Origin of the sequence: Bordetella sp. BOR01, assembly GCF_019218885.1 — a bacterium.
Classification (GTDB): Bacteria; Pseudomonadota; Gammaproteobacteria; order Burkholderiales; family Burkholderiaceae_B; genus Bordetella_A.
Genome location: NZ_JAHUWT010000003.1, coordinates 257,509 through 283,237 on the forward strand (window position 1 = coordinate 257,509; position 25,729 = coordinate 283,237).

At 65.9% G+C, this 25,729-nt stretch carries 23 protein-coding genes; 9 read left to right on the forward strand and 14 right to left on the reverse strand.

Features of this window, described 5'->3' with window-relative positions; all coding sequences use genetic code 11:
• Positions 1 to 90 precede the first annotated feature (90 nt).
• Positions 91 to 858, reverse strand: coding sequence for a bifunctional demethylmenaquinone methyltransferase/2-methoxy-6-polyprenyl-1,4-benzoquinol methylase UbiE (gene ubiE, locus KW845_RS15980; RefSeq protein ID WP_218370296.1), 768 nt, complete (start codon positions 856 to 858; stop codon positions 91 to 93).
• Between the two features lie 280 nt (positions 859 to 1,138).
• Between ubiE and phoB the strand changes: the two genes are divergently transcribed.
• The 3 genes from phoB to serA all read left to right on the forward strand — a co-directional run bounded on the left by phoB (position 1,139) and on the right by serA (position 4,441).
• Positions 1,139 to 1,837: a phosphate regulon transcriptional regulator PhoB gene (phoB, locus tag KW845_RS15985; RefSeq protein ID WP_207410455.1), complete on the forward strand. Its 699-nt coding sequence runs from the start codon at positions 1,139 to 1,141 to the stop codon at positions 1,835 to 1,837.
• 12 nt (positions 1,838 to 1,849) lie between these two features.
• Complete coding sequence (gene phoR / locus KW845_RS15990; protein WP_218370297.1) at positions 1,850 to 3,148, forward strand: phosphate regulon sensor histidine kinase PhoR; 1,299 nt, start codon at positions 1,850 to 1,852, stop codon at positions 3,146 to 3,148.
• A gap of 93 nt (positions 3,149 to 3,241) precedes the next feature.
• A complete protein-coding gene (serA, locus tag KW845_RS15995) occupies positions 3,242 to 4,441 on the forward strand; it encodes a phosphoglycerate dehydrogenase (protein WP_218370298.1) in 1,200 nt (399 codons plus the stop codon).
• A gap of 30 nt (positions 4,442 to 4,471) precedes the next feature.
• On the opposite strand, the gene KW845_RS16000 is transcribed toward serA, so the two are convergent.
• Entirely contained in the window at positions 4,472 to 5,353 is an 882-nt protein-coding gene (locus tag KW845_RS16000) for a LysR family transcriptional regulator (protein ID WP_218370299.1), read from the reverse strand.
• A 166-nt stretch (positions 5,354 to 5,519) separates the two neighbouring features.
• Here KW845_RS16000 and KW845_RS16005 point away from each other — a divergent pair, with 166 nt between their 5' ends.
• From KW845_RS16005 to KW845_RS16020, 4 genes are read left to right on the forward strand one after another with little or no spacing between them, the layout of a single operon-like run.
• Entirely contained in the window at positions 5,520 to 5,951 is a 432-nt protein-coding gene (locus KW845_RS16005; RefSeq protein ID WP_218370300.1) for a VOC family protein, read from the forward strand.
• Positions 5,952 to 5,975: 24 nt separating this feature from the next.
• Positions 5,976 to 6,701, forward strand: coding sequence for a 5-oxoprolinase subunit PxpB (gene pxpB, locus KW845_RS16010; protein ID WP_218370301.1), 726 nt, complete (start codon positions 5,976 to 5,978; stop codon positions 6,699 to 6,701).
• On the forward strand, positions 6,698 to 7,699 hold the full coding sequence (locus tag KW845_RS16015) for a biotin-dependent carboxyltransferase family protein (RefSeq protein ID WP_218370302.1): 1,002 nt from the start codon (positions 6,698 to 6,700) through the stop codon (positions 7,697 to 7,699). The genes pxpB and KW845_RS16015 overlap by 4 nt, the downstream gene beginning before the upstream one ends.
• Before the next feature lie 9 nt (positions 7,700 to 7,708).
• Positions 7,709 to 8,470, forward strand: coding sequence for a LamB/YcsF family protein (locus KW845_RS16020; protein ID WP_218370303.1), 762 nt, complete (start codon positions 7,709 to 7,711; stop codon positions 8,468 to 8,470).
• A 100-nt stretch (positions 8,471 to 8,570) separates the two neighbouring features.
• Here KW845_RS16020 and KW845_RS16025 read toward each other — a convergent pair whose 3' ends face one another.
• Complete coding sequence (locus KW845_RS16025) at positions 8,571 to 12,530, reverse strand: FAD/FMN-binding oxidoreductase (RefSeq protein WP_218370304.1); 3,960 nt, start codon at positions 12,528 to 12,530, stop codon at positions 8,571 to 8,573.
• A gap of 86 nt (positions 12,531 to 12,616) precedes the next feature.
• Positions 12,617 to 13,180, reverse strand: a complete 564-nt coding sequence (locus KW845_RS16030; protein WP_218370305.1) for a YqaA family protein — start codon at positions 13,178 to 13,180, stop codon at positions 12,617 to 12,619.
• Between the two features lie 184 nt (positions 13,181 to 13,364).
• Between KW845_RS16030 and ilvA the strand changes: the two genes are divergently transcribed.
• Positions 13,365 to 14,873, forward strand: a complete 1,509-nt coding sequence (gene ilvA, locus KW845_RS16035) for a threonine ammonia-lyase, biosynthetic (RefSeq protein WP_218370306.1) — start codon at positions 13,365 to 13,367, stop codon at positions 14,871 to 14,873.
• 141 nt (positions 14,874 to 15,014) lie between these two features.
• Here the strand turns inward: ilvA and KW845_RS16040 are convergent, their stop codons facing one another.
• The 3 genes from KW845_RS16040 to KW845_RS16050 form a co-directional block, all read right to left on the reverse strand.
• Complete coding sequence (locus tag KW845_RS16040) at positions 15,015 to 16,133, reverse strand: porin (protein WP_218371396.1); 1,119 nt, start codon at positions 16,131 to 16,133, stop codon at positions 15,015 to 15,017.
• 339 nt (positions 16,134 to 16,472) lie between these two features.
• Positions 16,473 to 16,799 (reverse strand): DUF4148 domain-containing protein, encoded by a 327-nt coding sequence (locus tag KW845_RS16045; RefSeq protein ID WP_255592700.1) that lies wholly within the window; start codon positions 16,797 to 16,799, stop codon positions 16,473 to 16,475.
• 26 nt (positions 16,800 to 16,825) lie between these two features.
• A complete protein-coding gene (locus KW845_RS16050; protein WP_218370308.1) occupies positions 16,826 to 17,059 on the reverse strand; it encodes a hypothetical protein in 234 nt (77 codons plus the stop codon).
• Positions 17,060 to 17,088: 29 nt separating this feature from the next.
• On the opposite strand from KW845_RS16050, the gene KW845_RS16055 reads away from it, so the two are divergent.
• Complete coding sequence (locus KW845_RS16055) at positions 17,089 to 18,012, forward strand: LysR family transcriptional regulator (RefSeq protein WP_218370309.1); 924 nt, start codon at positions 17,089 to 17,091, stop codon at positions 18,010 to 18,012.
• 10 nt (positions 18,013 to 18,022) lie between these two features.
• Here the strand turns inward: KW845_RS16055 and KW845_RS16060 are convergent, their stop codons facing one another.
• From KW845_RS16060 to KW845_RS16090, 7 genes are all read right to left on the reverse strand, one after another.
• The gene (locus KW845_RS16060) at positions 18,023 to 18,571 is read right to left on the reverse strand and encodes an adenine phosphoribosyltransferase (protein ID WP_218370311.1); all 549 of its coding nucleotides are present in this window, start codon (positions 18,569 to 18,571) and stop codon (positions 18,023 to 18,025) included.
• A 52-nt stretch (positions 18,572 to 18,623) separates the two neighbouring features.
• Positions 18,624 to 20,306 carry a thiol reductant ABC exporter subunit CydC gene (gene cydC / locus KW845_RS16065; protein ID WP_218370312.1) on the reverse strand — a complete coding sequence of 561 codons (1,683 nt, stop codon included), beginning with the start codon at positions 20,304 to 20,306 and terminating at the stop codon, positions 18,624 to 18,626.
• Positions 20,303 to 22,063 carry a thiol reductant ABC exporter subunit CydD gene (cydD, locus tag KW845_RS16070; protein ID WP_218370313.1) on the reverse strand — a complete coding sequence of 587 codons (1,761 nt, stop codon included), beginning with the start codon at positions 22,061 to 22,063 and terminating at the stop codon, positions 20,303 to 20,305. The genes cydC and cydD overlap by 4 nt, the downstream gene beginning before the upstream one ends.
• Positions 22,060 to 22,185, reverse strand: coding sequence for a cytochrome bd-I oxidase subunit CydX (gene cydX, locus KW845_RS16075; protein ID WP_218370314.1), 126 nt, complete (start codon positions 22,183 to 22,185; stop codon positions 22,060 to 22,062). The genes cydD and cydX overlap by 4 nt, the downstream gene beginning before the upstream one ends.
• Positions 22,186 to 22,197: 12 nt before the next feature.
• On the reverse strand, positions 22,198 to 23,352 hold the full coding sequence (cydB, locus tag KW845_RS16080) for a cytochrome d ubiquinol oxidase subunit II (RefSeq protein ID WP_218370315.1): 1,155 nt from the start codon (positions 23,350 to 23,352) through the stop codon (positions 22,198 to 22,200).
• Between the two features lie 15 nt (positions 23,353 to 23,367).
• Positions 23,368 to 24,945, reverse strand: a complete 1,578-nt coding sequence (locus KW845_RS16085) for a cytochrome ubiquinol oxidase subunit I (RefSeq protein WP_218370318.1) — start codon at positions 24,943 to 24,945, stop codon at positions 23,368 to 23,370.
• 129 nt (positions 24,946 to 25,074) lie between these two features.
• Complete coding sequence (locus KW845_RS16090) at positions 25,075 to 25,620, reverse strand: GbsR/MarR family transcriptional regulator (protein WP_218370319.1); 546 nt, start codon at positions 25,618 to 25,620, stop codon at positions 25,075 to 25,077.
• Between the last annotated feature and the right edge of the window lie 109 nt (positions 25,621 to 25,729).

Here is a 25,729-nt window from a genome sequence, read left to right on the forward strand (position 1 = left end):
ATTTTTTCTAATCAGGGTTTTCTTACAAAAAACTGAATACCTGAAGAATAACGGACAAGCCGGCCAGCGACAAGTTCCCCGCGCCGAGGCTCAGCCCAGGCGCACGCCCTCGTGCAGGGCAACCACGCCGGCTGTCAGGTTGAAGTACTGCACGCGCTCGAGGCCGGCAGTACGCATCATGTCGGCCAGGGTGTCCTGGTCGGGATGCATGCGGATGGATTCCGCCAGGTAGCGGTAGCTGGCTTCGTCGCCCGCCACCTTCTTGCCCAGCCACGGCAGGATGTTGAACGAATACCAGTCGTACACCGGCGCCAGCGGCTTGGCCACCCGCGAGAATTCCAGCACCAGCAGCTTGCCGCCCGGCTTGAGCACGCGCGTCATCTCGGCCAGCGCCCGGTCTTTATGCGTCATGTTACGCAGGCCGAAGGCCACGCTGACCCGGTCGAAATAGCCGGCCGGGAACGGCAGGCGCTCGGCATCGCACACGGCGGTGGGCAGCAGCAGCCCGGCATCGGTAAGCCGGTCGCGCCCGACGCGCAGCATGGAATCGTTGATATCGGTCAGCCACACTTCGCCCGTGGGCCCGGCACGGCGCGCAAACGCCCGCGCCAGGTCGCCCGTGCCCCCGGCGATGTCCAGCGCTTTCATGCCGGGGCGGATCGCGGCGCGCCCGATGGTGAAGGCCTTCCAGGCACGGTGCAGCCCGCCCGACATCAGGTCGTTCATCACGTCGTAGCGCGAGGCCACCGAATGGAAAACCTCGGCCACCTTGCGGGCTTTCTCGTCTTCAGGAACGGATTGAAAGCCGAAATGGGTGGTGCTGTCCGAGTCGGAGGAAGAGGCAGGGTGTTGTTGCATGGTGGAATCCCGGTGTATGGGGCAATGGTAGCCGATCGATGGCGGGCAGGTCGGCGCAGAACGCGTTCTTGCGGCCGCCCCTGCAAAGGCATACCGCGCGGCAAACAGCGTGCCCGGACGGCACCGTGAAGCCACGGCAGCTTCCCACCCAGCCCACCGACGTCGCAAGAACCACCCCACAACACCGCCAATCCCCCCCCACGGTCACATACCTGAAATATTCCGGCCATACTATCGCAATGTTCGCGCTGCTATGCGCTCATCGCCCGCCTCGATCCCTATGTCCAGCACCATTCTTGTTGTCGAAGACGAACCTGCCATCCAGGAACTGATCGCCGTGAACCTGTCGTTCGCCGGCCATAAAGTCTTGCGCGCCTTCGATGCTGAACAAGCACAGACCCTGATCCGCGCCGAACTACCCGACCTGATCCTGCTCGACTGGATGCTGCCCGGCACTTCGGGCCTGACCCTGGCGCGCAAACTGCGCGACGACGAGCGCACCCGCGCCGTGCCGGTCATCATGCTGACCGCCAAGGGCGCCGAGCAAGACAAGGTCGACGGCCTGGAAGCCGGGGCCGACGACTACATCACCAAGCCCTTCTCGCCCAAGGAACTGATGGCGCGAATCAAGGCCGTGCTGCGGCGGCGCGCGCCCCAGCTCACCGACGACATCATCGATGTCAGCGGGCTGAAGCTCGATCCGGTCACGCACCGCCTGTCAGGCAACGAGCAATCCCTGTCGATCGGCCCCACCGAATTCCGCCTGCTGCATTTCTTCATGACCCACCCCGAACGGGTGTTTTCGCGGTCGCAACTGCTGGACCAGGTGTGGGGCGACCACGTCTTCGTGGAAGAACGCACGGTCGACGTGCATATCCGGCGCCTGCGCAAGGCGCTGGAGCCCTCGGGCCACGACGCGCACGTGGAAACCGTGCGCGGCAGCGGATATCGGTTTACCGCACAGGTCCCGGCACGGTAAAACATCGCCACGATGATCTGGCTGCGCACTTTGTTCCTGGTCGCCCTGTGGGCGATCGTGTCGCTGTTCCTGCAATGGCTGGCCGGCGACCCGGTCGGCTGGGTGGTGTTCTGCGCGGCATTGCTAGGCATGCTGTTCTGGCGCAGCTGGCGCCTGCGCGCGGTGTCGTACTGGGCGCACCACCCCGAGACACCGCCGCCGGCCTCGGTGGGCCCATGGGATGACATCCTGGCTCCGCTGTACCGCTACACGCGGGCCCGGGCGCGCGAACTGGCCGAAACCCGCGGCACCATGCAGGGCATGCTGGCGGCCGCCCAGGCCCTGCCCGATGGCGTGGTGACGCTCAACGCAGACTTCCAGATCGAGTGGTGCAACCGCATGGCGCGGCACCACCTGAGCCTGAGCCTGCCCGCCGACCGGGGCCACAACCTGCTGAACCTGCTGCGCGCGCCCGAATTCGTGGCCTATGCGCACCGCGACGACTGGCCCGAGCCGATTCTGGTGCGCCTGGCGCATGGCGGCCAGGAGCGCGTCATGATGATGCATCTGGCGGCCTATGCCAGCAATCGCCGGCTGCTGATCTCGCGCGACGTAACGCAGATCGAAAAGCTGGAAACCACACGGCGCGATTTCGTGGCCAATGTCTCGCACGAACTGCGTACGCCGCTGACCGTGCTGGCCGGCTTCCTGGAAACGCTGCGCGACATGCCGGCCGAGGCGCTCGAAGACGAGCAGCGCGACCAGTACATGGGCATGATGCACGAGCAGGCCCAGCGCATGCAGGCCATCGTCGAAGACCTGCTGACACTGTCCACGCTGGAGTCGTCGCCCGGATCGGACCCGCGCGCGGTCAACCTGCCCGGCTTGCTGCAAACTACGCGCCAGCAGATCGAGGCCCTGTCGGCAGGCCGCCACGACATCGCCTGGCACATCGATGAATCGCTGGACGTGCTGGGTGCCGAGACCGAACTGGCCTCGGCCATGTCTAACCTGCTGACCAACGCGGTGCGCTACACGCCCGACGGCGGCAAGATCACCGTGCGCTGGCATGGCGAGGCCAACGGCGGGGCGCGCTTCAGCGTGCAGGACACCGGCATCGGCATCGCGGCCCTGCATATCCCGCGGCTGACCGAACGCTTCTACCGGGTCGACCGGGGCCGGTCGCGGGCGGCCGGCGGCACGGGCCTGGGACTGGCCATCACCAAGCACATCGCCATCCGCCACGACGCCGAATTGCTGATTACCAGCGAAGCCGGCAAGGGCAGCACCTTCGCCCTGCACTTCCCTGCCGAACGGATCGTGGCCGCCTGATCGCCACACCGGCCAAATGGCCTCTGGCCGCCCGGGCGGCAAACTGCGCCACAATAGGGAAAGATTCCCAGTCACTTCCCCACTGCTGCAGCCATGGCCCAAATCGTCCTGTTCGAGAACATCCATCCCAGCGCGCGCGATGTGTTCGCCACCGCTGGCTACACCGATATCGTCACACACGCAGCCGCCCTGCCGCCGGCCGAGCTGCGCGCAGCCTTGCGCGGGGCGCAGGTGGCCGGCATCCGGTCGCGCACCCACCTGGACACTGAAGCGCTGGCGGCCTCGCCCGACCTGCGCGTGGTGGGCTGCTTCTGCATCGGCACCAACCAGGTCGACCTGAACAATGCCATGCAGCGCGGCATCCCGGTGTTCAACGCGCCCTTCTCCAACACACGCTCGGTGGCCGAGCTGGTGCTGGGCGAAGCCATCCTGCTGCTGCGTCGCATCCCCGAGAAAAACGCCCGCGTCCACCTGGGCCATTGGGACAAGTCCGCTACCGGCGCGTTCGAGACGCGCGGCAAGACGCTGGGCATCGTGGGCTACGGCAATATCGGCTCGCAGATCAGCACGCTGGCCGAAGGCATCGGCATGAGCGTGGTGTTTTTCGACGTGGAAGCCAAGCTGCCGCTGGGCAATGCCCGCGCGGCCGGCTCGCTGAACGAACTGCTGGAACAGGCCGACGTGGTCACGCTGCATGTGCCCGGCGGCAAGAGCACCGAGAACATCGTCAACGCCGATACCCTGGCCCGCATGAAACGCGGCGCCATCCTGATCAATGCCTCGCGCGGCACGGTGGTCGACATCGAAGCGCTGCATGCGGCCCTGACATCCGGCCACCTGGCCGGCGCCGCGCTGGACGTGTTTCCCACCGAACCCAAAAGCGTCGACGAGCCGCTGGCCAGCCCGCTGATCGGCCTGCCCAATGTGCTGCTGACGCCGCACATCGGCGGCAGCACACAGGAATCGCAGGAAAACATCGGCCGCGAAGTCGCCCAGAAACTGGTGCGCTTCCTGCAGGCCGGCACCACCAAGAGCGCAGTCAACTTCCCGGAACTTCCCTACCTGGAGCCCGCCGGCGAAGCACGCATCCTGCATGTGCACCGCAATGCGCCGGGCGCCCTGGGCGCCCTGGACAACCTGCTGGCCGAACAGGGGCTGAACATCGTCAGCCAAAGCCTGCAAACGCGTGGCCAGATCGGCTACGTGGTCACCGATGTGGACGGCCAGGTCAGCGATACGGTGATGGCGGCACTGCGCAGCCACCCGATCACGGTGCGCTGCGACCTGGTCTAGGCAAGGACCTGGCGCCGCGGGACGACGGCGTCAGGCGCCGTCGTCCCGCGGTATTTCGGCGGCCTGTATCAGGCAGTCGGCCAGATGCCCCGCCAGCGAGCCAGGATCATGCGGCAGGCGGGCCACCAGGCCGATCTCGCGGTCAAAGCCCGCGTCGCCCAGGCCGTACAAGCGCAGCCCGTCGGTATCGAACTGCCGCGTATGCGGCAACAACGCCACGCCCAGGCCGCGCCTGACCAGGTTGGCGATGGCTTCCATTTCGTCCAATTCCACCGCTTCGCGCACGGCGATGCGATGCTTCTTCAAGAACATATCGACCAGGCGCCCGCCAAAAGACGAACGGTCATAGCGGATGAACGGATGGCCAGCCAGCAATTCGCGCCAGGGCTGCGCGGGCAGGGCAGCCGGCGCAGCCAGCACCACCGGCTCGCGCAACAGCGGCCGCCAGGCCAGTTCGGGCGGCAACGCGAACGGCGGCCGGATCAACACCGCCATATCGATCTCGCCCGCATCCACCTGGCCCAGCAGGGACAGGGACACTCCGGGCACCACGCGTACCCGCACATCGGGAAAGGTGTCGCGGAACTGCGCCAGGGCGTCCACCAGCACGCTTTGCTGCACCGAGGCAATGGCCCCTACGCGCAGCAGCCCGCTGACATGTCCGGCGCCCGCCGAACTGGCCATGCGTTCGGCCATGGCCACCAGTTCCTCGGCCTGCGGCACCATCTCGCGGCCGGCCGCGTTCAGCACCGCCGACTTGGCCGTGCGCTCGAACAGGGTCACGCCCAGGTAGTCTTCCAGGCGGCGCATCTGCGCGCTGACGGCCGACTGCGTCAGCCCCAGCTGGCGGCCGGCCCCGGTAAAGGTGCCATCGCGCGCGACGGCAATGAAGGTCTTGAATTCGCGGATCACAATGATTTTTTTCGATGCTCAGATCAAAAAAATATCGTTTTTCGATCAAAAAAACAATCACTAAACTGATAGGTATGCCATTCCCGTGGCGCCTGGCTGCCTACAGCCGCCAGGACAGCCCGGGCCTCTTCATTTTGTTTTACTCTTGCCGCATCCGGAGCCTTGCATGACCGCAACAACCACCTTGCCCCCCTTCCATCTGGCCTTCCCCGTCCGCGACCTGGCCGAAGCCCGCGCGTTCTACGGTGAACTGCTGGGCTGTCCCGAGGGCCGCAGTTCGGCCGAATGGGTGGACTTCAACTTCTACGGCCACCAGATCGTAGCCCACCTGTCGCCCGACGAATGCGGCCACCGGTCCACCAGCTCGGTCGACGCGCACGATGTGCCGGTACGCCATTTCGGCGCCGTGCTGCCCCTGGCCGACTGGGAAACCCTGGCCAAGAGGCTGACCGACGCAGGCACCAAGTTCATCATCGAGCCATACATCCGCTTCAAGGGCGAAGTGGGCGAACAGGCCACCATGTTTTTCCTGGACCCGTCGGGCAATGCGCTGGAATTCAAGTCGTTCAAGAACCTGGATTCGCTGTTTGCCAAATAGATCCGCCTGGAGGCGGCCGCGCCGTTGAACGATATCCCGTCCGCTTCCGCCGTGCCCGCCTGGCGCATCCAGCCGCAAGGCGACCGCTGCCTGCTGGTGTACTTCGGCGACGGCATCGATATCGGCACCGGCCGCCTGTGCCTGGCCGCGGCGCGCCTGCTGCGCCAAGCGCAACTGCCCGGCGTCCTCGATGTGGTGCCCTCGTTCGTCGCGGTGGCCGTACATTACCGGCCCGTGGGCAGCCAGGGGCCGCGCTATCCGCAACTGGCCGCGCAAGTCGAACAGTTGCTTGCCGCAGGGGTGAAGGCTGACGCGCAGGCTGGCCGCCGCATCGAGATCCCGGTCTGCTATGGCGGCGAATACGGGCCCGACCTGGACGACGTGGCGCGCCACGCGGGAATATCGCCCGAGGCAGTCGTCGACCTGCATACCGGTGCCGACAGCCTGGTGTTCATGCTGGGGTTCGCGCCAGGCGCGCCCTACGTGGGCGTGCATGACCTAGGCCTGGACATTCCGCGCCGGGCCTCGCCCCGCACGGCCGTACCGGCCGGCTCGGTGGCCGTGGCCAACCGCCAGAGCGTGCTGTACCCCAGCCAGTCGCCCGGCGGCTGGAACATCATCGGCGCCACGCCGGCAGTGCTGTTCGACCCTGCCCGCGATGCCCCTACGCTGCTGCAGCCCGGCGACAGCGTGCGCTTCGTGCCCATCGACAGCGCCGAATACAGGCGCCTGCGCGAGGCCGCGCAATGAGCCTCACGGTACTCAAGCCCGGGCTGCTGTCCAGCTTCCAGGATGCCGGCCGGACTGGCTGCCAGCACCTGGGCGTACCCGTGTGCGGCGCCATGGACGCCCGCGCCCATCGCCTGGCCAATCTGCTGGCCGGCAACCAGGCCGACCCCGCGACGCTGGAAATCACCCTGGTCGGCCCCACCTTGCGCTTCGAATCGCCCGCCTGCTTCGCCATCGGCGGCGCCGACCTGCACGCCACCCTGAACGGCGCCGCAGTTCCCTGCCACCGCCCGCTGGTGGCGCGCACCGGCGACGTGCTGGCATTCGGCTCGGCCACCCCCGGCCGCGGCATGCGTGCCTACCTGGCCGTGCGTGGCGGATACGCGCTCACGCCGGTCATGGGCAGCACCAGCACCTATCTGCGCGGCCGCTTCGGCGGCCATGCCGGCCGCGCCCTGGCCAAGGGCGACACCATCGGCCTGCCAGGGGCACTGCCCGGCAAGCCGGCCGCGCTGGCCCGTCTGGCCGATGCGCTCTGGCAAATACGCATCTACCTGCCGGCCACGCTGGCCCCCAGCCTGCGCCACGCGCTGCGCGTATTGCCGGGCGTACACTGGGACGAATTCGACGCCGAGTCGCGCCACCACTTGCTGCATGCCGAATTCCGCATCAGCACGCAGTCCGACCGCATGGGCTACCGGCTGGATGGCCCGACGCTGGCCATGACCGCACCGCGCCAGATCCTGTCCGAGGCGGCCAGCTATGGCACCGTGCAAGTGCCTTCGGGCGGCGAGGCCATCGTACTGATGGCCGACCGCCAGACCACCGGCGGCTACCCCAAGATCGCCCAGGTCATCACGGCCGACCTGCCCAGCCTGGCGCAGCGCGGGCCCGGATACGCTTTGCGGTTCGCCGGTATCGAGCTGGACGAGGCGCAACGGCTGGATGGCGAACGCGAAGACGCGTTCGCCCAATTGCAGGACGCGCTGGCCCCGCTGCGCGCCCTGCTTCACGCTTGAGGACATTCCATGAGCTCTGCCATCGACCTGAACTGCGACATGGGCGAAAGCTACGGCGCCTGGCATATGGGCAATGACGAAGCCGTACTGCAGTTCGTCAGCTCGGCCAACGTTGCCTGTGGTTTTCATGGCGGCGACCCCTCCACCATGCGCAAGACCGTGGCGGCCGCCGTGGCGCGGCAGGTGGCGGTGGGCGCGCACCCCAGCCTGCCCGACCTGGTCGGCTTCGGCCGCCGCGTCATGCAGGTCACCCCGCAGGAAGCCTATGACATGGTGGTGTACCAGGTGGGCGCGCTGGCGGCGGTGGCGGCCACGCAGGGCACGCGCCTGCATCATGTGAAGGCGCATGGCGCGCTCTACAACATGGCGGCCAAAGATTCCGCCCTGGCCCAGGCCATCTGCCGCGCGGTGCGCGACGTGGATGCCGGCCTGGTGCTGTACGGCCTGGCGGGCAGCCACCTGGTCCAGGCAGCCCAGGAACTGGGCCTGCGCGCCGCCCACGAAGTGTTCGCCGACCGCTCTTACCAGGACGACGGCTCGCTGACCCCGCGCAGCCATCCGGGCGCCATGATCGAAGACGCCGATGCCTCGGTGGCCCAGGTACTGCGGATGGTGCAAGAAGGCATGGTGCGTTCGGTCAACGGACGCGACATCCCCGTGCAGGCCGATACCTTGTGCATCCACGGCGACCAGCCCAACGCTCCGGTATTCGCGAAAGCCCTTACCGATGCCCTACGGAAGGCCGGGATCGAAGTCCGCGCAGTACCGTAGGGGTGTTGCGGGGTGTTGATTCTCTAGGCGCCGGCACGGGGCCGGGAAGGCCGGGCTGGGCGCCTCGGTGCCGCCACCCCGCGACGGCGCCAACAAAAAACTACACCAGCACCCGCTCGATCCCACCGGAATTAGCCCGCCCCACATACTCCTGCATCCATTGCTCGCCCAGGATGTGGCGTGCCATTTCGACCACGATGTAGTCGGCTTCCATGGCGGTATCGCCCTCGTAGCGGGACAGGCCTTGCAGGCAGGACGGACACGAGGTCAGTACTTTAACGTCGCCGGCATAGCCGTCCTGGCGCAGCGCGGCCTGGTTTTTCTGCAGTTCTTCCTGCTTGCGGAAACGCACCTGGGTGGATACGTCGGGGCGGCTGACGGCCAGCGTGCCCGACTCGCCGCAGCAGCGGTCGGTCTTGATGGCGCCGTCGCCCACCAGCGAACGCACGGTCTTCATCGGATCCTGCAGCTTCATGGGCGTATGGCAGGGGTCGTGGTACATGTAGCGCACGCCCTTCGCCCCTTCCAGCTTGATACCTTTTTCCAGCAGGTATTCGTGGATGTCGATCAGGCGGCAACCGGGGAAAATCTTGTCGAACTCGTAGCCGGCCAACTGGTCGTAGCAGGTGCCGCAGCTCACCACCACCGTCTTGATGTCCAGGTAGTTCAGCGTGTTGGCCATCCGATGGAACAGCACACGGTTGTCGGTAATGATCTGTTCGGCTTTGTCGTTCATGCCATTGCCGCGCTGCGGGTAGCCGCAGCACAGATAGCCCGGGGGCAATACCGTCTGCACGCCCGCATGCCACAGCATGGCCTGGGTAGCCAGGCCCACTTGCGAGAACAATCTTTCCGATCCGCAGCCCGGAAAATAGAACACCGCTTCCGTATCGGCCGTGGTGGCCTTCGGGTCGCGGATGATGGGCACATAGTTGGCGTCTTCGATATCCAGCAGCTTGCGGGCGCTTTGCTTGGGCAGGCCGCCGGGCATCTTCTTGTTGACGAAGTGCACCACCTGCTCGCGCAGCGGCGGCTTGCCCACCGTGGCCGGCGGGTGCGCGGTCTGCTTGCGCGTGAACCTGGACAGCACGTCGTTGGCCAGGCGCTGGGCCTTGTAGCCCACGCCCACCATGGCCTTGCGCGTGGCATTGATGGTGGCAGGGTCCTTGGCGTTCAGGAAGAACATGGCCGCCGAAGTACCCGGATTGAACGACTTGCGCCCCATGCGGCGCAGCAGCGCGCGCATGTTCATCGATACGTCGCCGAAATCGATATCCACCGGGCACGGGTTGTAGCACTTGTGGCACACCGTGCAGTGGTCGGCCACGTCTTCGAATTCTTCCCAGTGCTTCAGGCTGACGCCGCGGCGGGTCTGCTCTTCATACAGGAACGCCTCGACCAGCAGCGAGGTGGCCAGGATCTTGTTGCGCGGCGAATACAGCAGGTTGGCGCGCGGCACATGCGTGGCGCACACCGGCTTGCACTTGCCGCAGCGCAGGCAGTCTTTGATGGATTCGGAAATGGCGCCGATATCGCTTTGCTGCATGATCAGCGATTCGTGGCCCATCAGGTTGAAGCTGGGCGTCCAGGCATGGCGCAAATCGGCGCCGGGCATCAGTTTGCCGGCGTTGAAATGCCCGCCCGGATCGACACGGCGCTTGTATTCCTGGAACGGCGCCAATTCGGCGTCGGTCAGGAATTCGTACTTGGTCAGGCCGATACCGTGCTCGCCCGAGATCACCCCATCCAGGTCGCGCGCTATCTGCATGATGCGGGCCACCGCCTGGTGCGCCTCGGTCAGCATTTCGTAGTCGTCGGAATTGACCGGGATATTGGTGTGCACGTTGCCGTCGCCAGCGTGCATGTGCAGCGCCACGAACACACGGCTTTTCAGTACGCGCGCATGAATGGCCTTGAGTTCGTCCAGCACGTGCTTGCCCGTGCCGCCCGAGAAAATGCCCTGCATGGGTGCCAGCACCTCGGTCTTCCAGGACACGCGCACGGTGCGGTCCTGCAACACGTCGAACAGGGTGGCCTGCGGTTGCGCGGCGACGCGGTCCGACAGCGCGCCCTGCAGCGGCGTCATGCCCAGGCCGGGCAGGTCGGGCAGCGCCTGCCGCACGGGCAGGTCCAGGCTGTCCAGCAGCCACTGCCAGCGCTTGCGCACGGCTGCCAGCACGTCGATGGCCTGGCGCGTGCGCTCGGCCAGCGCTTCGGCGCGAGTCACTTCGTCTTCGGCGTCTTCGGCCTTGCCCACCGGCAGCGGCACCGCCAGGAACGCGTCCAGCGCATCCAGCAGCTTGAGCTTGTTGCGGGTGGACAGTTCGATGTTGATGCGCTCGATGTGATCGGTGTATTCGCCCATGCGCGACAGCGGGATCACCACGTCTTCGTTGATCTTGAAGGCGTTGGTATGCCGGGCGATGGCCGCGGTGCGCGACCGGTCGAGCCAGAATTTCTTGCGTGCCTCGGCGCTGACGGCCACGAAGCCCTCGCCGTGCCGCGTGTTGGCCAGCCGTACCACTTCGCTGGCGGCCGTTGCCACGGCGTCTTCGTCGTCGCCGACGATATCGCCGATCAGCACCATCTTGGGCAGAGTGCCGCGCTTGCTCTTGGTGGCATAGCCCACCGCGCGCAGATAGCGCTCGTCCAGGTGTTCCAGGCCGGCCAAAATGGCGCCGCGCGCGCGGCCGTCGCCATCCAGGTAGTCCTTGATCTCGACGATCGACGGAATGGCGTCGCGCGCCTGTCCGAAGAATTCCATGCAGACCGTGCGCGTATGGCGCGGCATGCGATGCAGCACCCAGCGGGCCGATGTAATCAGGCCATCGCAGCCCTCTTTCTGCACGCCAGGCAGCCCGGCCAGGAACTTGTCGGTAACGTCCTTGCCCAGGCCTTCTTTGCGGAAAACGCGGCCCGCGATCTCGAGCTGCTCGGTACGCAGCAGTTTCTCGCCCGGCTGGGCGGTGCCGTCGAACCATTTCAATTCGAAGCGGGCGAGCTCGACGTCGTGGATCTTGCCCAGGTTGTGGTCCAGGCGGGTGACTTCCAGCCAGTTGCCGTCGGGATCGACCATGCGCCACCAGGCCAGGTTGTCCAGCGCCGTGCCCCACAGCACGGCCTTCTTGCCGCCGGCGTTCATGGCGATGTTGCCGCCCACGCACGAGGCCTCGGCCGAGGTCGGGTCCACGGCGAACACGAAGCCGGCCTGCTCGGCAGCCTCGGCCACCCGCTTGGTGACCACGCCTGCGCCGGCATGGATGACCGCCGCAGGCTCGGTCAGGCCGGGCAAGATACAGGACTCGACCGCCCCCAGGGCATCGAATTTCTCGGTGTTGATAACGGCCGACTTCCAGGTCAGCGGGATGGCGCCGCCGGTGTAGCCGGTACCGCCGCCGCGCGGCACGATGGTCAGGCCCAGTTCGATACAGGCACGCACCAGGCTGGCGATTTCGGCTTCGTTGTCGGGTGTCAGCACCACGAATGGGTATTCCACCCGCCAATCGGTAGCGTCGGTCACGTGCGACACGCGCGACAGGCCGTCGAACTTGATGTTGTCGCGCGCGGTGATGCGGCCCAGCACTTTCTGGGCCTGCTTGCGCAGATGTTCGGTCTGGGCGAACTCGCCTTCGAAAGCCGCCACGGCGGAACGCGCCCGCGCCAGCAGTTCCACGACCTTGGCGTCGCGCTGCGGGTCGTGGCCTTCGGGCGTGGGCGAATCCGGGTCGCGGCGCTTGTCGATTTCGCCCAGGCGATGGTGCAGCGCCCCCACCAGCAGCTTGCGTCGCTTGGGGTTGTCGAGCAGGTCGTCTTGCAGGTAGGGGTTGCGGCGCACCACCCAGATGTCGCCCAGCACCTCGTACAGCATGCGGGCCGACCGGCCGGTGCGGCGTTCGCCGCGCAAATCGCTCAACCACTGCCAGGCATCGTCGCCCAGCAGGCGGCCGACGATCTCCCGGTCGGAGAACGACGTGTAGTTGTACGGGATCTCGCGCAAACGCGAGGTAGCTGCAGGCGGAATCGCCGCGGACAGGATTTGGCTGGCGAGGGGGGCGTTCATGGACAACCGAGGGATAAGATGGGCCCTTAAAGAATCATTTTATGACATTGCGCAAGCTGGCCCCCTGACACGCCATCAACACGGCCTCAGACGGGCTGGGGAAAGACCCACAGCAGCCCGCCGGTCATGATGGTGTAACGGGCGAATTTGCCGATGGCCATGTACAGCACGCAGGGCCAGAAGGCCAGGCGCAGCCAGCCGGCCACGGCGCAAAGGGGGTCGCCCACCGCGGGCAGCCAGGACAGCAGCAGCGCCGGCGGCCCCATGCGGTGCAGCCAGTCGTGGGCGCGCATGTGCCAGCGGCCCCGCATGCGGTCGCCCGCCCCGCCGGGATGCGCCGCGGCATGGGCGGCCTCGCCTTCGATCGGATGCGGGTGTTTTTCGCGCCAGCGTTCCAGCGCCCGGTGCGCCCCCAGGCCCATTGCGTAGCTGATGATGCCGCCCAGCGTATTGCCCACGGTGGCCACCAGCACGGCCGGCCAGAACATGTCGGGCGCCAGTTTCACGAAGCCGAACACGGCCGGCTCGGACCCCAGCGGCAGCAGGGTCGCCGAGATCACGCTGACCATGAAAATGGCCGGTAGCCCGACTTCGGGCAGGGCCACCAGTGCCAGCAGCCAATGGACGGCGTTGAGCAGGCTTTGTTCCATGATGGGCGGCAGTGTAGCCGGTCGCGGCCAGCGGAAGGTGGCCGGAATGGATGGACAACCGGAAGCGCCATTCCATTCGTGCGGCAGCAGGCATCACCTCGATACCCGGGAATGGCGACAGAGGTCCATATGGTAATCTGCCCCACGCTGTTTTTTTCCACTTCCCCGGCTGTTTTGCGCCACCATGTCTGCCGACTATCTGAAACGCATCCTGACCTCGAAGGTCTACGACGTCGCTGTCGAATCCCCGCTCGAATCCGCCCCCCTGCTGTCCCAGCGAATTTCGAACACGGTGCTGCTCAAGCGTGAAGATACCCAGGCAGTGTTCAGCTTCAAGCTGCGCGGCGCCTACAACAAGATGGCCAACCTGGCGCCGGCCGCCCTCAACCGCGGCGTCATTGCCGCCTCGGCGGGCAACCACGCCCAGGGCGTGGCGCTGGCCGCCGCCCGGCTGGGCTGCCGGGCCGTCATCGTCATGCCCACCACCAGCCCGCAGGTCAAGATCGACGCGGTGCGCCGGCTGGGCGGTGAGGTGGTGCTGGCCGGCGAGAGCTTCTCGGATGCCTATGCGCACGCCCAGACGCTGGAAAAGAAAGAGAAGCTCACCTTTGTCCATCCCTTCGACGATCCCGACGTGATCGCCGGCCAGGGCACGGTGGGCATGGAGATCCTGCGCCAGCATCCCGGCCCCATCGACGCCATCTTCGTGGCCGTCGGCGGCGGCGGACTGGTGTCGGGCGTGGCGGCATTCGTGAAGCAGTTGCGCCCCGAAATCAAGATCATCGGCGTGCAAACCGAAGACTCCGACGCCATGTTGCGCAGCGTGCGCGCCGGGCGCCGCGTGCAGCTCAATGACGTGGGCCTGTTTTCGGACGGCACCGCGGTGAAAATGGTGGGCGTCGAGACCTTCCGCCTGACGCGCCAGTACGTGGATGATTTCGTGGTGGTCGACACCGATGCCATCTGTGCCGCCATCAAAGACGTCTTCCAGGACACCCGCAGCGTGCTCGAGCCCGCCGGCGCCCTGGCCGTGGCGGCCGCCAAGCAGTATGCGGCCCAGCACAAGCTCAAGGGCAAGACCCTGGTCGCCATCGCCTGTGGCGCCAACATGAACTTCGACCGCCTGCGCTTCGTGGCCGAACGCGCCGAGGTCGGCGAAATGCGCGAAGCCGTGTTCGCCGTCACCATGCCCGAGCAACGTGGCAGTTTCCGCCGGTTCTGCGAACTGGTCGGGCACCGCAGCGTCACCGAATTCAATTACCGTATTTCGGATGCAGAGCGCGCCCATGTGTTCGTCGGGGTGCAGGTCAATTCGCCAGCCGAATCCGACAAGATCTCTGCCAACTTCCGCCGCCATGGCTTCGATACGCTGGATCTCACCCACGACGAAATGGCCAAGACCCACTTGCGCCATATGGTGGGCGGCCGTTCGGCGCTGGCCAGCCACGAACTGCTGTATCGCTTCGAGTTCCCCGAGCGTCCGGGCGCGCTGATGCGCTTCCTGAACGCCATGAATCCCGACTGGAACATCAGCCTGTTCCACTACCGCAACCAGGGGGCCGACTACGGCCGCATCCTGATCGGTATCCAGGTGCCGCCGTCGGACAAGAAACAGTTCAAGGCCTTCGTGGCCGAACTGGGTTATCCGCACTGGAACGAAACCGACAACCCGGCCTACCAATTGTTCTTGTAGAAAAGCGGAAGGGCCCTTTTGGGGCCCTTCCTTTCCAGCCACGTACACGCTCGGCGCAAACCTTCGCGGGGTCAGTTGTCACTCGACGGGTAGCGGAGACAACCCGTGCATTCGGCAACCCGCGCCGGGCGTGCGACGCGCTTAGAACCGGTGGCGCAAGCCGACCGCCACAGCGGTGCTGCGCTGGTCTTCTTGGAATGCCCAGTTGTCGCCGTACGAGCCCATCGCGTACAGGTTGGTACGCTTGCTCAGGTCGTAGGTGTAACCCAGGCTGAACGTGTTGCTCGTGGCGTCGTCGCCTGCCAGACGGCTGTTGTTGATGTCAGCACGCTGCCAGGAAGCCCAGATGTTGCTGGCACCGCCGATCGGAGCGCTGATGCCCAGCAGGTACGAGTTGACGCGCGAGCCGTCAGCCAATTTCCAGCTGCCCAGACCCGTGCCGTCGACGTCGCTCAAGCCATCGATGCTCGTGCCGACGAACCAGCCGTCAAACGTTTGACCGAAAGCGGCCGAGACCTTGACCACTTCGAAGTCGTAGGCAGCACCGATGATGTACGACTGAACGTTGTCGGTGTCGTATTGACCTTTGGTACGGCTGCTGTCCGGACGGAAGTTGTCGTACGACAGGGCCACATCCAGCGGGCCATTTTGGTAGCGACCACCAACCGTCAGAACACGGTTGTTGTTGTTGGTGCGGAAACCACCACCGGTGTCGGCGTTGTCGTCAGCATTGAAGGAGTAACCGACGCCGAACTTGAAGCCCGAGAACGACGGGGTTTGGTACAACACCATGTTGTCCAGGCGAACGGTGTTGGCCGAGCTGAACGACGTGCCCATGGTGGCTTGGTCGTAGCTGATGCCCGAGGGGTCGATGCCGGAGAAGTACTTGGAGGCCAGGTTGGTTTGACGACCGAAGTCCAGTTGGCCCCAGCTGTCGCTTTGCAGGCCAACGGTGGCTTGACGACCAAACAGGCGGCCGCCTTGCGAGGAGTTACCGCTGTTGGGCGAGAAACCGCCTTCCAGGGTGAAGACAGCCTTCAGGCCATCGCCCAGGTCTTCAGCGCCGCGCAGACCGAAACGCGAGCCGCTGTTCACGCCGTCCACGGCGCCGATACGGCTGGCTTTGTCGCCATTAGCGCCCTTGACTTGGTTGTAGCCGATACCTGCGTCAATCAGGCCGTACAGCGTAACCGAGGTCTCGGCTTGGGCCACGCCTGCGAAGCCGGCGGCCAGCGCAACGGCCAGTAGCGTTTTTTTCATCATGATTTCCTAAAGCGATGTGACAGGAAAGGGCATGCGCGGCCTGCCTATGCCATCGGCGGGACTGGACGACGCATGTACGGGTGAAAGTATCTTTCCTAGGGCAATAGGGATTAACCACGAATTTGGCGAGTTGTTTTTCAAAAAAAGAGGTAAAGGCTTTGATTGGGCGCCGTGGCGAGCTGCGCCCCCAGGGAGAGCGCAAATATTGGGCAATCAGTGCGCACCGTGAGCGCGCAGAATGGCTTGACGTCCATCAAGGACGGACGTTGCATTTCAACCACAGCAGATGCGCCCCAGGCCGGCCCTACGGAAGGCAGCTGCGGGAACCTGACAGGTTCAATGATCTTCGGGCGGGTAGTCCAGGTCGCCGAAGCTGACTTCGCCCGCGGCTTTGGCGGCAGCCAGTTCGGCACGCACCTGGGCGCGGGTCTTGTGGGTGGCGGGGCGCTGCTCGGGCGGATAGTCCAGCTCGCCCGAACTGAGTTGCCCCGCGGCGCGGGCCTGGTCGAGTTCGGCATTCACCTGCGCGCGGGTCTTGTACGTGGCCACCGGCGCAGTCGGCGGGTAGTCGAGGTCGCCGAACGACACCTGGCCGGCCTCTTTGGCGGCGGCGAGTTCGGCGCGCACCTGGGCGCGGGTTTTACCTGCGGCGTAAGCGGACATTCGTGCCACCGTAAGTGTCGTAGCCATCAATGCGGCCACCAGGGCTCATCATACTTCTCCTGGATGCAACCGGCGGTGCCGACAGTATCCGGCGACCCTGGATCCGTATAAACCCTTGGTTCGGGGAACATTTTTCCATTGATGGAACCGAGTTTTCCCGGCGGCCGGGCATTTCCCCAACTGAAGTCAGGCTTGTCGCGGAACAGACTTTTCCATTTTTGGCGAACAATATCTTCCTCGTGATGAGATATCTTCTCCATCAGACATACGAATCGCCCCAGAATCTCTCATGGACATCCAGCTAAACGACATCGCGCTCTTTGTCGAAGTCGCCAAGCGCAAGAATTTCAGCCACGCGGCCGAAGCGCTGAACATGCCCGCCTCGACGCTGTCGCGCCGAGTCAGCGAGCTTGAGCAGCACATCGGCATGAAGTTGTTGAACCGCAGCACCCGCCGCATCGAACTGACCGAAGCCGGGCTGGTGTACTTCGAGCGATGCCGCCCCATCGTGGACGAAGCCCGCGTGGCCCACGACCAATTGCTGGACATGGCCGCCCAGCCCAAGGGCCGTCTACGGGTATCGATGCCCTCGAGCCTGGCGCAGTTGTTCTTGCCGGCGGTGATCCGTGAATTCCGCGAGCTGCATCCAGATATCGAGTGCGATTTCGACTTGAACATGCAGCACATCGATCCCATCAGCAATCCGTTCGACCTGGTGCTGCGGTTTGGCCGGCAGCCGGATTCCAGCCTGGTGGCGCGCCAGATCGTTCTGATGGAACATCGTCTTTATGCGTCGCCGCAATACTTGGCACGGCATGGCGTGCCCCGCTCGCCGGCCGACCTGGGGCATCACGAATGCCTGCGCATGGCCATGAGCGAGGCCTTTTCGTACTGGGTGCTGCATTCCGGTGAAAAGGTCGAGCGCGTGGTGGCTTCCGGCCGCTTGGCGGCCAATAACGTCGGCATCCTGTCGCGCCTGGCCAGCCAGGGCCTGGGCATTGCCCCCTTGCCCCTGCTGGTGTTCGACCCGGCCGGGCAGCCGATCCGCAGCAAGGGGCTGGTGCCGGTGCTGCCCGACTGGAGCCTGACACCCATTCCGCTGTTCGCACTGCTGCCGTCGCGCACCATTCCCGCCAAGACGCGGGCCTTCCTGGATTTCATTCAGCCAAGGCTGGCCAAGCCGGCCTCGTGGGCGCTGGGCGAAACGACCTGAGCCGGGCGCGCTATTCGGCGCCGTCGTAGCTGCACACCGTGAACAGCGGCGTGCCGGTGGTGGCAACCTTGCCGGACCCGCCCAGTTCGGGCAGGTCGATGATGGCGGCGGCCTCGACCACGTTGGCACCCAGGCGCTGCAGCAGCTTGATGGCGGCCAGCATGGTGCCGCCGGTGGCGATCAGGTCATCGACCAGCAGCACGCGCTGGCCGGTGCGTACTGAATCGGTGTGCATTTCCACCGACGAATTGCCGTATTCAAGGGTATAGGATTCGGCCACCGTGCGGTACGGCAGCTTGCCTTGCTTGCGCACCGGCACGAAACCCAGGTTCAGTTCGTAGGCCAGCACGCTGCCGATGATGAAGCCGCGCGCGTCGACACCGGCCACCAGATCCAGGCGCTGGCGCATGTAGCGATAGACGAACAGGTCGATAAGTACCCGGAACGTGCGCGGATCTTGCAGCAGCGGCGTGATGTCGCGAAATACGACACCGGGCCGGGGCCAGTCGGGGACGCTGCGGATGGTGCGCCGAATGAGTTCGGCGGTGTCGGTCTGCATGGGCACGCCCCGGAAAAATAAAGCAAGGCGAACTATAACCGTGCCACCGCAGTTAAGCCAGATCGTCGGCCGCCAGGCGGCCGTTGCGCAAAGCCAGCGTGCGGTGCACGGTACCGGGCGGCAAGGCGGCGTGCGTGACCAGCACCACCGTGCGGCCGTGCGTAGCCTGCGCCAGGTCGCTGAAGAACGCGGCTTGCGCCGCTTCGTCCAGGCCGGCAGTCGGTTCGTCCAGTGCCAGCACCGGCGCCGGCGCCAGCAATGCCCGCGCCAGGCACAGCCGGCGCGCCTGGCCCATCGACAGGCTTGCGCCCGTTTCGCCCACCCATGTGTCCAGCCCGTTGGGCAGGCCGCGGGCGAAGTCCCCCAGGCGGGCTGCGTCCAGTGCCGCCCACAGCGCCGCATCGTCGGCACCGGGATCGCCGATCAACAAATTGGTGCGCAAAGTGCCCAGGAAGACCGGAGCGTCCTGCGCCAGCCAGGCCACCCGCCGATGCAGCGCGGCCTGTGGCGCCTGCCGCACATCCACGCCACCGAAACGCACGCCGCCGGACTGCGGGTCTTCGAGCCGCAGCAGCAAGTAGAGCAAGGTTGATTTGCCGGCCCCGCTGGGGCCCGTGATGGCAACGCGCTCGCCCGGCTCGATGCGCAAGTCCACGCCATCGAGTAGCGGCAGGCCGGCGGTACCGGCCGCAGTCGGATAGGCAAAACGCACCGCATGGAATTCGATGGCGCCTTGCGCGGGCAGGGGCTGCGGCTCGACCGGGTCGCGCTGGTCGGGCTCGAGCGCCACAATGGCCTGGATGCGATGCGCGGCGCCAATCGCTCCCCCCAGGCGGGCCGCGCCCCGCATCAAAGGGCCAGCCACCTCGAACACGCCGATCACCGCCAACAGCAGGCCGGCCAGCAGCGGCCCGCTGAGCTCTTGCCGCCCCAGGGCATCCAGCCCGAACCACAACATCGCCACCATGCACGCGCCCGCCAAAGCCTGCAGCATCCACAAGCCGCCGGCGGCCACCCTTACTTGCGCTTCGCGGGCGCGTGCCGCCTGGGCGCAATGCGTGGCGTAGACCTGGCGTACCTGGCCGGTCGCATGCCAGGCGGCCAGGTCGGCATGCCCTTCCACCGCTTCCAGCGTGGCTGCCCGCAAGGCGGCATGGCTGTCCTGCATGGCATGGCCTGGCTGGCGTGCCGCGCGTGCCAGCCAGGCGGGCACCAGCAGGCAGGCGGCCAGCATGGCCCAGGCCAGGATCCAGCCGGCGGCGGGCACCCAGTGGCCGATGACAGCGGCAAGCAACACCGCGGCCAGCCCGGCGGTCGCCATGGGCGCCAGCACATTCAGGAACACGGTATCCAGCGCATCGACGTCGCCCGTCAGCCGTGCCACCAGGTCGCCGGCACGGTAGCGCCCCAGCTGACGCGGCGTCAGGCCCACCAGCGCGCCGAACACGCTGGCTCGCAAGTCCGTCAGCAGGCGCAGCGTGGCCGCGTGCCCCACCAGCCGTTCGGCATAGCGCGAGGCGATGCGCACGAACGACAGCAGGCGCACCAATGCCGATGGCACAAAAAGATTGAATACTGTGCCGGCACCCGCCAGGGCGGCAGCGCTGAGGAACCAGCCCGATACCCCCAGCAGGCCGACGCCGGCGGCCACTGTCAGCAACGCCAGCGCCAGGGCCCCCAGCAAACCACCGGCACGGCGACGGTACAGCGGCAGCAAGTGCAGCAGCGCTTTCATGCCGGAACCAGCTTGCCGTGCGCCAATTGCACGGTACGCGGCAACCGTTGCGCCACGGCCTGGGCATGCGTGGCCAGCACCAATGTGCGCCCCTGCGCGAACGCCAGGATTTCGTCCAGCACGCGCGCTTGCGTGGCCTCGTCCAGGTGGGCGGTGGGTTCATCCAGCAGGATCAGGCCCGGATCGCGCAGGAACAGGCGCGCCAGCGCCACGCGCTGGGCCTGTCCGCCCGACAGCCCCATCCCGCGGCTGCCCAGCAAAGTGTCCAGCCCTCCCGGCAGGGCCTGGGCGAACTCGAGCACGCAGGCGCGGCGGGCGGCGGTGTGCACTTGTTCATCGGTGGCATCCGGACAGCCCAGGCGGATGTTGGCGGCAAGGCTGCCGGCGAATAAATACGGGCGCTGGCCGACCAGCGCCACGCGGGCGCGCAAGGCGGTTTCGTCCCAGCCGGCCAGGGGCACGCCATCCAGGCGGATGGTGCCCTCGGCTGCGCGCAGCCGGCACAGGGTTTCCAGCAGCGTGGTCTTGCCACTGCCGCTTGGGCCCATCAGCGCCACGTGGGCACCAGGCGACAACGCCAATTGCGCCACATCCAGCAAGGCTGCCGGGCGGCCGGCGGCGCGTACGGTCAGGGCCTGGGCCTGCAGGGCGGCGGCCTGGGTGGATGGCGGATGCCCGGCTTGTTCCCGAGGTGTTTCCGCCTTGTGCGGGCCCGGCACCGCGATTTCCGGCAAGCCATCGAAGGCCGCGGCGATCTGCGAGACGGCTGCGCGCGCGGCGGCGCGGTCATGGTAATGGGCGGCGAATTGCCGCAACGGCGCGTATACCTCGGGCGCCATCAGCAAACAGAAAAACCCGATCTGCAAGGTCAGCGGCGAGGTCCGCACGTCCAGGAAGCCCAGGTACGTCAGGCCGAAGTACACCGCCATGCCGGCCACGCCCAGCGCGGCGAAGAATTCCAGCACGGCCGACGACAGGAAAGCGATACGCAGCACCGCCATCGTGCGCCGCCGGACGGCGTCGCTGGCCATCGCCACCGACTGCGCCTCGGCTTCGGCACGGCCATACAGCTTCAGGGTCGACAGGCCGCGCAGCCGGTCGGCAAAAAAACCCGACAGCCGCGCAAAAGCATGCAAGTGGCGCCGGCTGGCCGCCTCGGCCCCCCACCCCACCAAGGCCATGAACAGGGGAATCAGCGGCGCGGTAACCAGCAACAGCAGCCCCGCCACCACATCGAACGGCAACACCACGGCTGCGAACGCCAGCGGCAATACCGCGGCCGCCGCGGCGGCAGGCAAGTAGCGCGAGAAAAAGCCGTCCAGCGCCTCGACCTGGTCGACAATGGCGCTGGCCAGTTCACCCGATACGCGGCCGCGCGACCAGGCAGGTCCGCGGGCCAACAGACGGTCGAACAAGGCCAGCCGCAAGTGCTGCTTGATGATTTCGGCGGCACGTGCGCCGGCCCGCTCGCCCAGCCACGCAAGGGCCGCGCGCACCAGGATCAGCGCAGCGATCGCGCCAATGGCGGGTACCAGATCGGCGCGCGGCGCCCGGGCCGCGATGGCGGCATCGAGCACCCACGCCAGCAGCCAGGCCTGCACCAGCAGCAGGGCTCCGCTAACCAGCGGCGCCGCGGCCGCCAATGCCAGCGGCACACGCACGATGCGCGCCTGGGCCGCCAGCCACCGCGAATGCTCGCGCGGCAGCCGGCCCTGCGCAGCGGCCGGATCGGGCGTGATGCCCGGCGTACTACTCACGCGTCGCCGGGCGGCCTGGCGGGATCGTGCTCGGATCCTTCACGCAGCTCGAACCACATGGCATTGAGAATGCCGAACGCACAAGCCAGGCTCAGGCCGAGAATCCACGAGAAATACCACATGCGTGAAAGCTCCTAATAAGAATTCGGCGTGCCGTCGACCGACTCGCTGGTGACCTTGCCGCGCATCACGCGGTAGACCCAGGCGGTATACAGCGTGATGATGGGCAGGAACAGCACCACGGCCAACAGCATGATCCAGAGCGTAAGCAGGCTGGACGACGCATCCCAGACCGTCAGGCCGAAACGCGGGTCGGTCGAGGACGGCATCAGGAACGGGAACAGCGCCAGGCCGACGGTCAGGATAATGCCGGCGACGGCCAGCGACGAGACAATGAAGGTCAGCCATTGGTGGCGCTGGCCCAGCAGCAGCACCACCAGCAAGGCGCCGCCCACGCCCAGCGCCGGCGCAATCCAGGCCAGCGGCCACTTGGCAAAATTGGCCATCCATCCGCCCGTCTGCACCGCGACTTCCTTGAGCATGGGGTCGGATGGCGCCATGGTGTCGATCGCACTGGTAATGATGTGGCCATCTATGCCCTGGGCAACCCAGAAGCCGCCCGCCGCGAACAAGGCCGCAGTCAGCAGGGCCGCCATGCGCCCGAAGCGGCGCGCCCGCTCGGCCACCACTCCCTCGGTGCGCCACACCAGTTGCACCGCGCCATGCATGATCAACATGGACACGCTGAGCAGGCCGGCCAGCAGCGCAAAGGGACTGAAGAGTTGGTAGAAATGCCCGTGGTACTGTGGCCGCAGTTGGGCAGGGTCGAAGCCGAAAGGAACGCCCACGATCAGGTTGCCCATGGCCACGCCGAACACCAGCGATGTCACGATACCGGATGCGCACAACACGTGGTCCCAGGTGCCGCGCCAGCGGGTGCCTTCCATTTTGCTGCGGTACTTGAAACCCACCGGGCGCACGATCAGCGCCACCAGCACCAGCATCATGGCCAGGTAGAAACCGGAAAATGACGCCGCGTACAGCAATGGCCATGCCGCGAAGATGGCGCCGCCGCCCGTGATCAGCCAGACCTGGTTGCCTTCCCAGACAGGCCCCACCACGTTGATCACCACGCGGCGCTCGGTATCGCTACGCGCCACCACCGGCAACAGCGCCGCGATGCCCAGGTCAAACCCGTCCATCACGGCGAATGCGATCAACAGCACGCCCAGCAGCGCCCACCAAATTACCCGCAGCGTAGCGTAGTCGAAAGGAATCAGAGTTTCCATGTGCGCGCTCCGTGATCAATAGACATCGACAGCGGCCGCCACCGGATCGGCCGGTGCCGGACGCGGGGCGGGGCGATCGGACTTGGGCCCGGCCTTGATGGCATGCAGCATGACTTTCACCCCGATGACCAGCAACACTGTGTACAGCACCAGGAAAATCGACAGGCTGATGGCCAAGTCGGCCAGCGTCAGCCCCGAAGCGGCGTAATACGTGGGCAGCACGCCTTCGATGACCCAGGGCTGGCGCCCGTATTCGGCCACGAACCAGCCGGCCTCGATGGCCACCCATGGCAGCGGCAGGCTCCACAAGGCAATCTTCAGCAACGCCGGCCGGTTATCGAGCCGCCCGCGCGATGCCAGCCAGAACGCCACCCCGAAAAACAGGATCAGGTACATGCCCACCGCCACCATGATGCGGAATGCCCAGAACAGCGGGGCCACGTGGGGAATGGTGTCCTCGGCCGCCATCGCAATATCGGCGTCGGTGACCTTGCTCAAGTCGGGCTGATGGCGCTTGACCAACAGCGCATAGCCCAACTGGGGCCAGGTGCGGTCCAGTGTCATGCGTGCTTCGGTGTCGGCCGGGTTGGCGCGTATGCGCTGCATGGCCTCGTAGGCCACCAGGCCTTCGCGGATGCGGACCTCGGCGCGCCTGACCAGGTCGTCGATGCCCAAGAGCGGCGTGGTCAGCGACCGCGTGCCGATGATACCCATGACATAGGGCACCTCGACGACGAAGTCGTTCCTGCGCTCGGCCTGGTTGGGAATGGCGAACAGATTGAAACTGGCGGGCGCGGGCTCGGTGTGCCACATGGCCTCGATGGCCGCGATCTTCATTTTCTGGTGCTCGGTGGTCAGGTAGCCGCTTTCGTCGCCCAGCACCACCACCGACAATGCCGAGGCCAGGCCGAAGCTGGCCGCCACCACCATGGATCGCTTGGCCAGGTCGACGTGGCGGCGCCGCAGCAAATACCATGCGCTGATAGACATCACGAACATGGCGCCAGCCACGTAGCCCGCGCTGACGGTATGCACGAACTTGGCCTGCGCCACCGGGTTGAGCAGCACGGCGGCGAAATCCGTCATTTCCATGCGCATGGTGTCGGGGTTGAACACCGCACCCACCGGGTTCTGCATCCAGCCGTTGGCGATCAGGATCCACAGGGCCGAGAAATTGGTGCCAAACGCCACCAGCCAGGTCACCATCAGGTGGCCCACCTTGGACAGGCGGTTCCAGCCGAAGAAGAACAGCCCCACGAAGGTGGCTTCCAGGAAGAACGCCATCAGGCCTTCGAGCGCCAGCGGTGCGCCGAAGACATCGCCCACGTAATGGCTGTAGTACGACCAGTTCATGCCGAACTGGAATTCCATGACCACGCCCGTGGCCACGCCCAGTGCGAAGTTGATGCCGAACAGCGTGCCCCAGAACATGGTCATGCGGCGCCAGATATCGCGGCCGGTCATGACGTACACGCTTTCCATGATGGCCAGGATGAACGACAGGCCCAGCGTGAGCGGCACGAAGATGAAGTGATACATCGCTGTCGCGGCGAACTGCAGGCGCGACAGATTGACGACGTCGAGATCGATCATGGAGGGCATCCTACGAAAAGACAGCAAACCACGATGGCACGCGCACGCCGCGGCCGACGCAACAGGTAGCCCATGATAAGGGCGTACGTGGCAACTTCATAGAGATGCTCCCGAGTTCACGCCGCGACGTCATTCCCGGCCTCGCAGCTTGCCGGCAAAATCCAATACTTTCTGTACCTTGGTGCCCAGCTTCATCAGGCTTTGCAGCGTCTCGGGCGGCAGGCGGTGCACTTCGTCGAACCAGCCGGTGCACAGTTCGATCAGTTCGAGCATCTCGCGCATGCGCTGCTGGGCGTAGGCTTCGGATGCGCCGGCAGGCGGCGCAAGCAGGGTATCGCGCAGCAGCGTCAAGGTGGGATCGATTTCGCGCTTGCGCTTTTCTTCCATCAGGATGCGGAAGATTTCCCAGACATCCTGGGGCGCTTCGAAGTAGTCGCGCCGGTCGCCCACTTGATGCACCAGCTTGACCAGGCGCCAGGACTGCAATTCTTTCAGCCCCATGCTGACATTGGAACGCGAGAACCCCAGTGCTTCGGCAATGTCGTCGGCGTGCAGCGGCTGCGGCGCCAGGAACAGCAAGGCATAGATCTGCCCCACCGTGCGGTTCACCCCCCAGCGGCTGCCCATTTCGCCGAAATGCAATACGAAACGCTCGGTTTGGGGGTTGAGTGGCATACTTTTGTTACTTTGATTTCAGTAATTCCTGAAATTATCGAATTAACCAAAATCAAAAGCAAGTCAAAAAAGCCACCCGCAGGTGGCCATTGCTTTGAAGTGGCCTGGT

Excerpts from the sequence above, each read along its gene's own strand:
- KW845_RS16050 (WP_218370308.1), bottom strand. The coding sequence starts at position 17,059 with ATGGAGAAGATATCTCATCACGAGGAAGATATTGTTCGCCAAAAATGG.
- ubiE (WP_218370296.1), bottom strand. The coding sequence starts at position 858 with ATGCAACAACACCCTGCCTCTTCCTCCGACTCGGACAGCACCACCCAT.
- KW845_RS16055 (WP_218370309.1), top strand. The coding sequence starts at position 17,089 with ATGGACATCCAGCTAAACGACATCGCGCTCTTTGTCGAAGTCGCCAAG.
- KW845_RS16015 (WP_218370302.1), top strand. The coding sequence starts at position 6,698 with ATGAGCCTCACGGTACTCAAGCCCGGGCTGCTGTCCAGCTTCCAGGAT.
- KW845_RS16030 (WP_218370305.1), bottom strand. The coding sequence starts at position 13,180 with ATGGAACAAAGCCTGCTCAACGCCGTCCATTGGCTGCTGGCACTGGTG.
- cydC (WP_218370312.1), bottom strand. The coding sequence starts at position 20,306 with ATGAAAGCGCTGCTGCACTTGCTGCCGCTGTACCGTCGCCGTGCCGGT.
- KW845_RS16045 (WP_255592700.1), bottom strand. The coding sequence starts at position 16,799 with ATGTCCGCTTACGCCGCAGGTAAAACCCGCGCCCAGGTGCGCGCCGAA.
- phoR (WP_218370297.1), top strand. The coding sequence starts at position 1,850 with ATGATCTGGCTGCGCACTTTGTTCCTGGTCGCCCTGTGGGCGATCGTG.
- KW845_RS16040 (WP_218371396.1), bottom strand. The coding sequence starts at position 16,133 with ATGAAAAAAACGCTACTGGCCGTTGCGCTGGCCGCCGGCTTCGCAGGC.
- KW845_RS16060 (WP_218370311.1), bottom strand. The coding sequence starts at position 18,571 with ATGCAGACCGACACCGCCGAACTCATTCGGCGCACCATCCGCAGCGTC.
- phoB (WP_207410455.1), top strand. The coding sequence starts at position 1,139 with ATGTCCAGCACCATTCTTGTTGTCGAAGACGAACCTGCCATCCAGGAA.
- cydX (WP_218370314.1), bottom strand. The coding sequence starts at position 22,185 with ATGTGGTATTTCTCGTGGATTCTCGGCCTGAGCCTGGCTTGTGCGTTC.
- KW845_RS16020 (WP_218370303.1), top strand. The coding sequence starts at position 7,709 with ATGAGCTCTGCCATCGACCTGAACTGCGACATGGGCGAAAGCTACGGC.
- ilvA (WP_218370306.1), top strand. The coding sequence starts at position 13,365 with ATGTCTGCCGACTATCTGAAACGCATCCTGACCTCGAAGGTCTACGAC.
- serA (WP_218370298.1), top strand. The coding sequence starts at position 3,242 with ATGGCCCAAATCGTCCTGTTCGAGAACATCCATCCCAGCGCGCGCGAT.
- KW845_RS16090 (WP_218370319.1), bottom strand. The coding sequence starts at position 25,620 with ATGCCACTCAACCCCCAAACCGAGCGTTTCGTATTGCATTTCGGCGAA.
- KW845_RS16005 (WP_218370300.1), top strand. The coding sequence starts at position 5,520 with ATGACCGCAACAACCACCTTGCCCCCCTTCCATCTGGCCTTCCCCGTC.
- KW845_RS16025 (WP_218370304.1), bottom strand. The coding sequence starts at position 12,530 with ATGAACGCCCCCCTCGCCAGCCAAATCCTGTCCGCGGCGATTCCGCCT.
- cydB (WP_218370315.1), bottom strand. The coding sequence starts at position 23,352 with ATGGAAACTCTGATTCCTTTCGACTACGCTACGCTGCGGGTAATTTGG.
- KW845_RS16085 (WP_218370318.1), bottom strand. The coding sequence starts at position 24,945 with ATGATCGATCTCGACGTCGTCAATCTGTCGCGCCTGCAGTTCGCCGCG.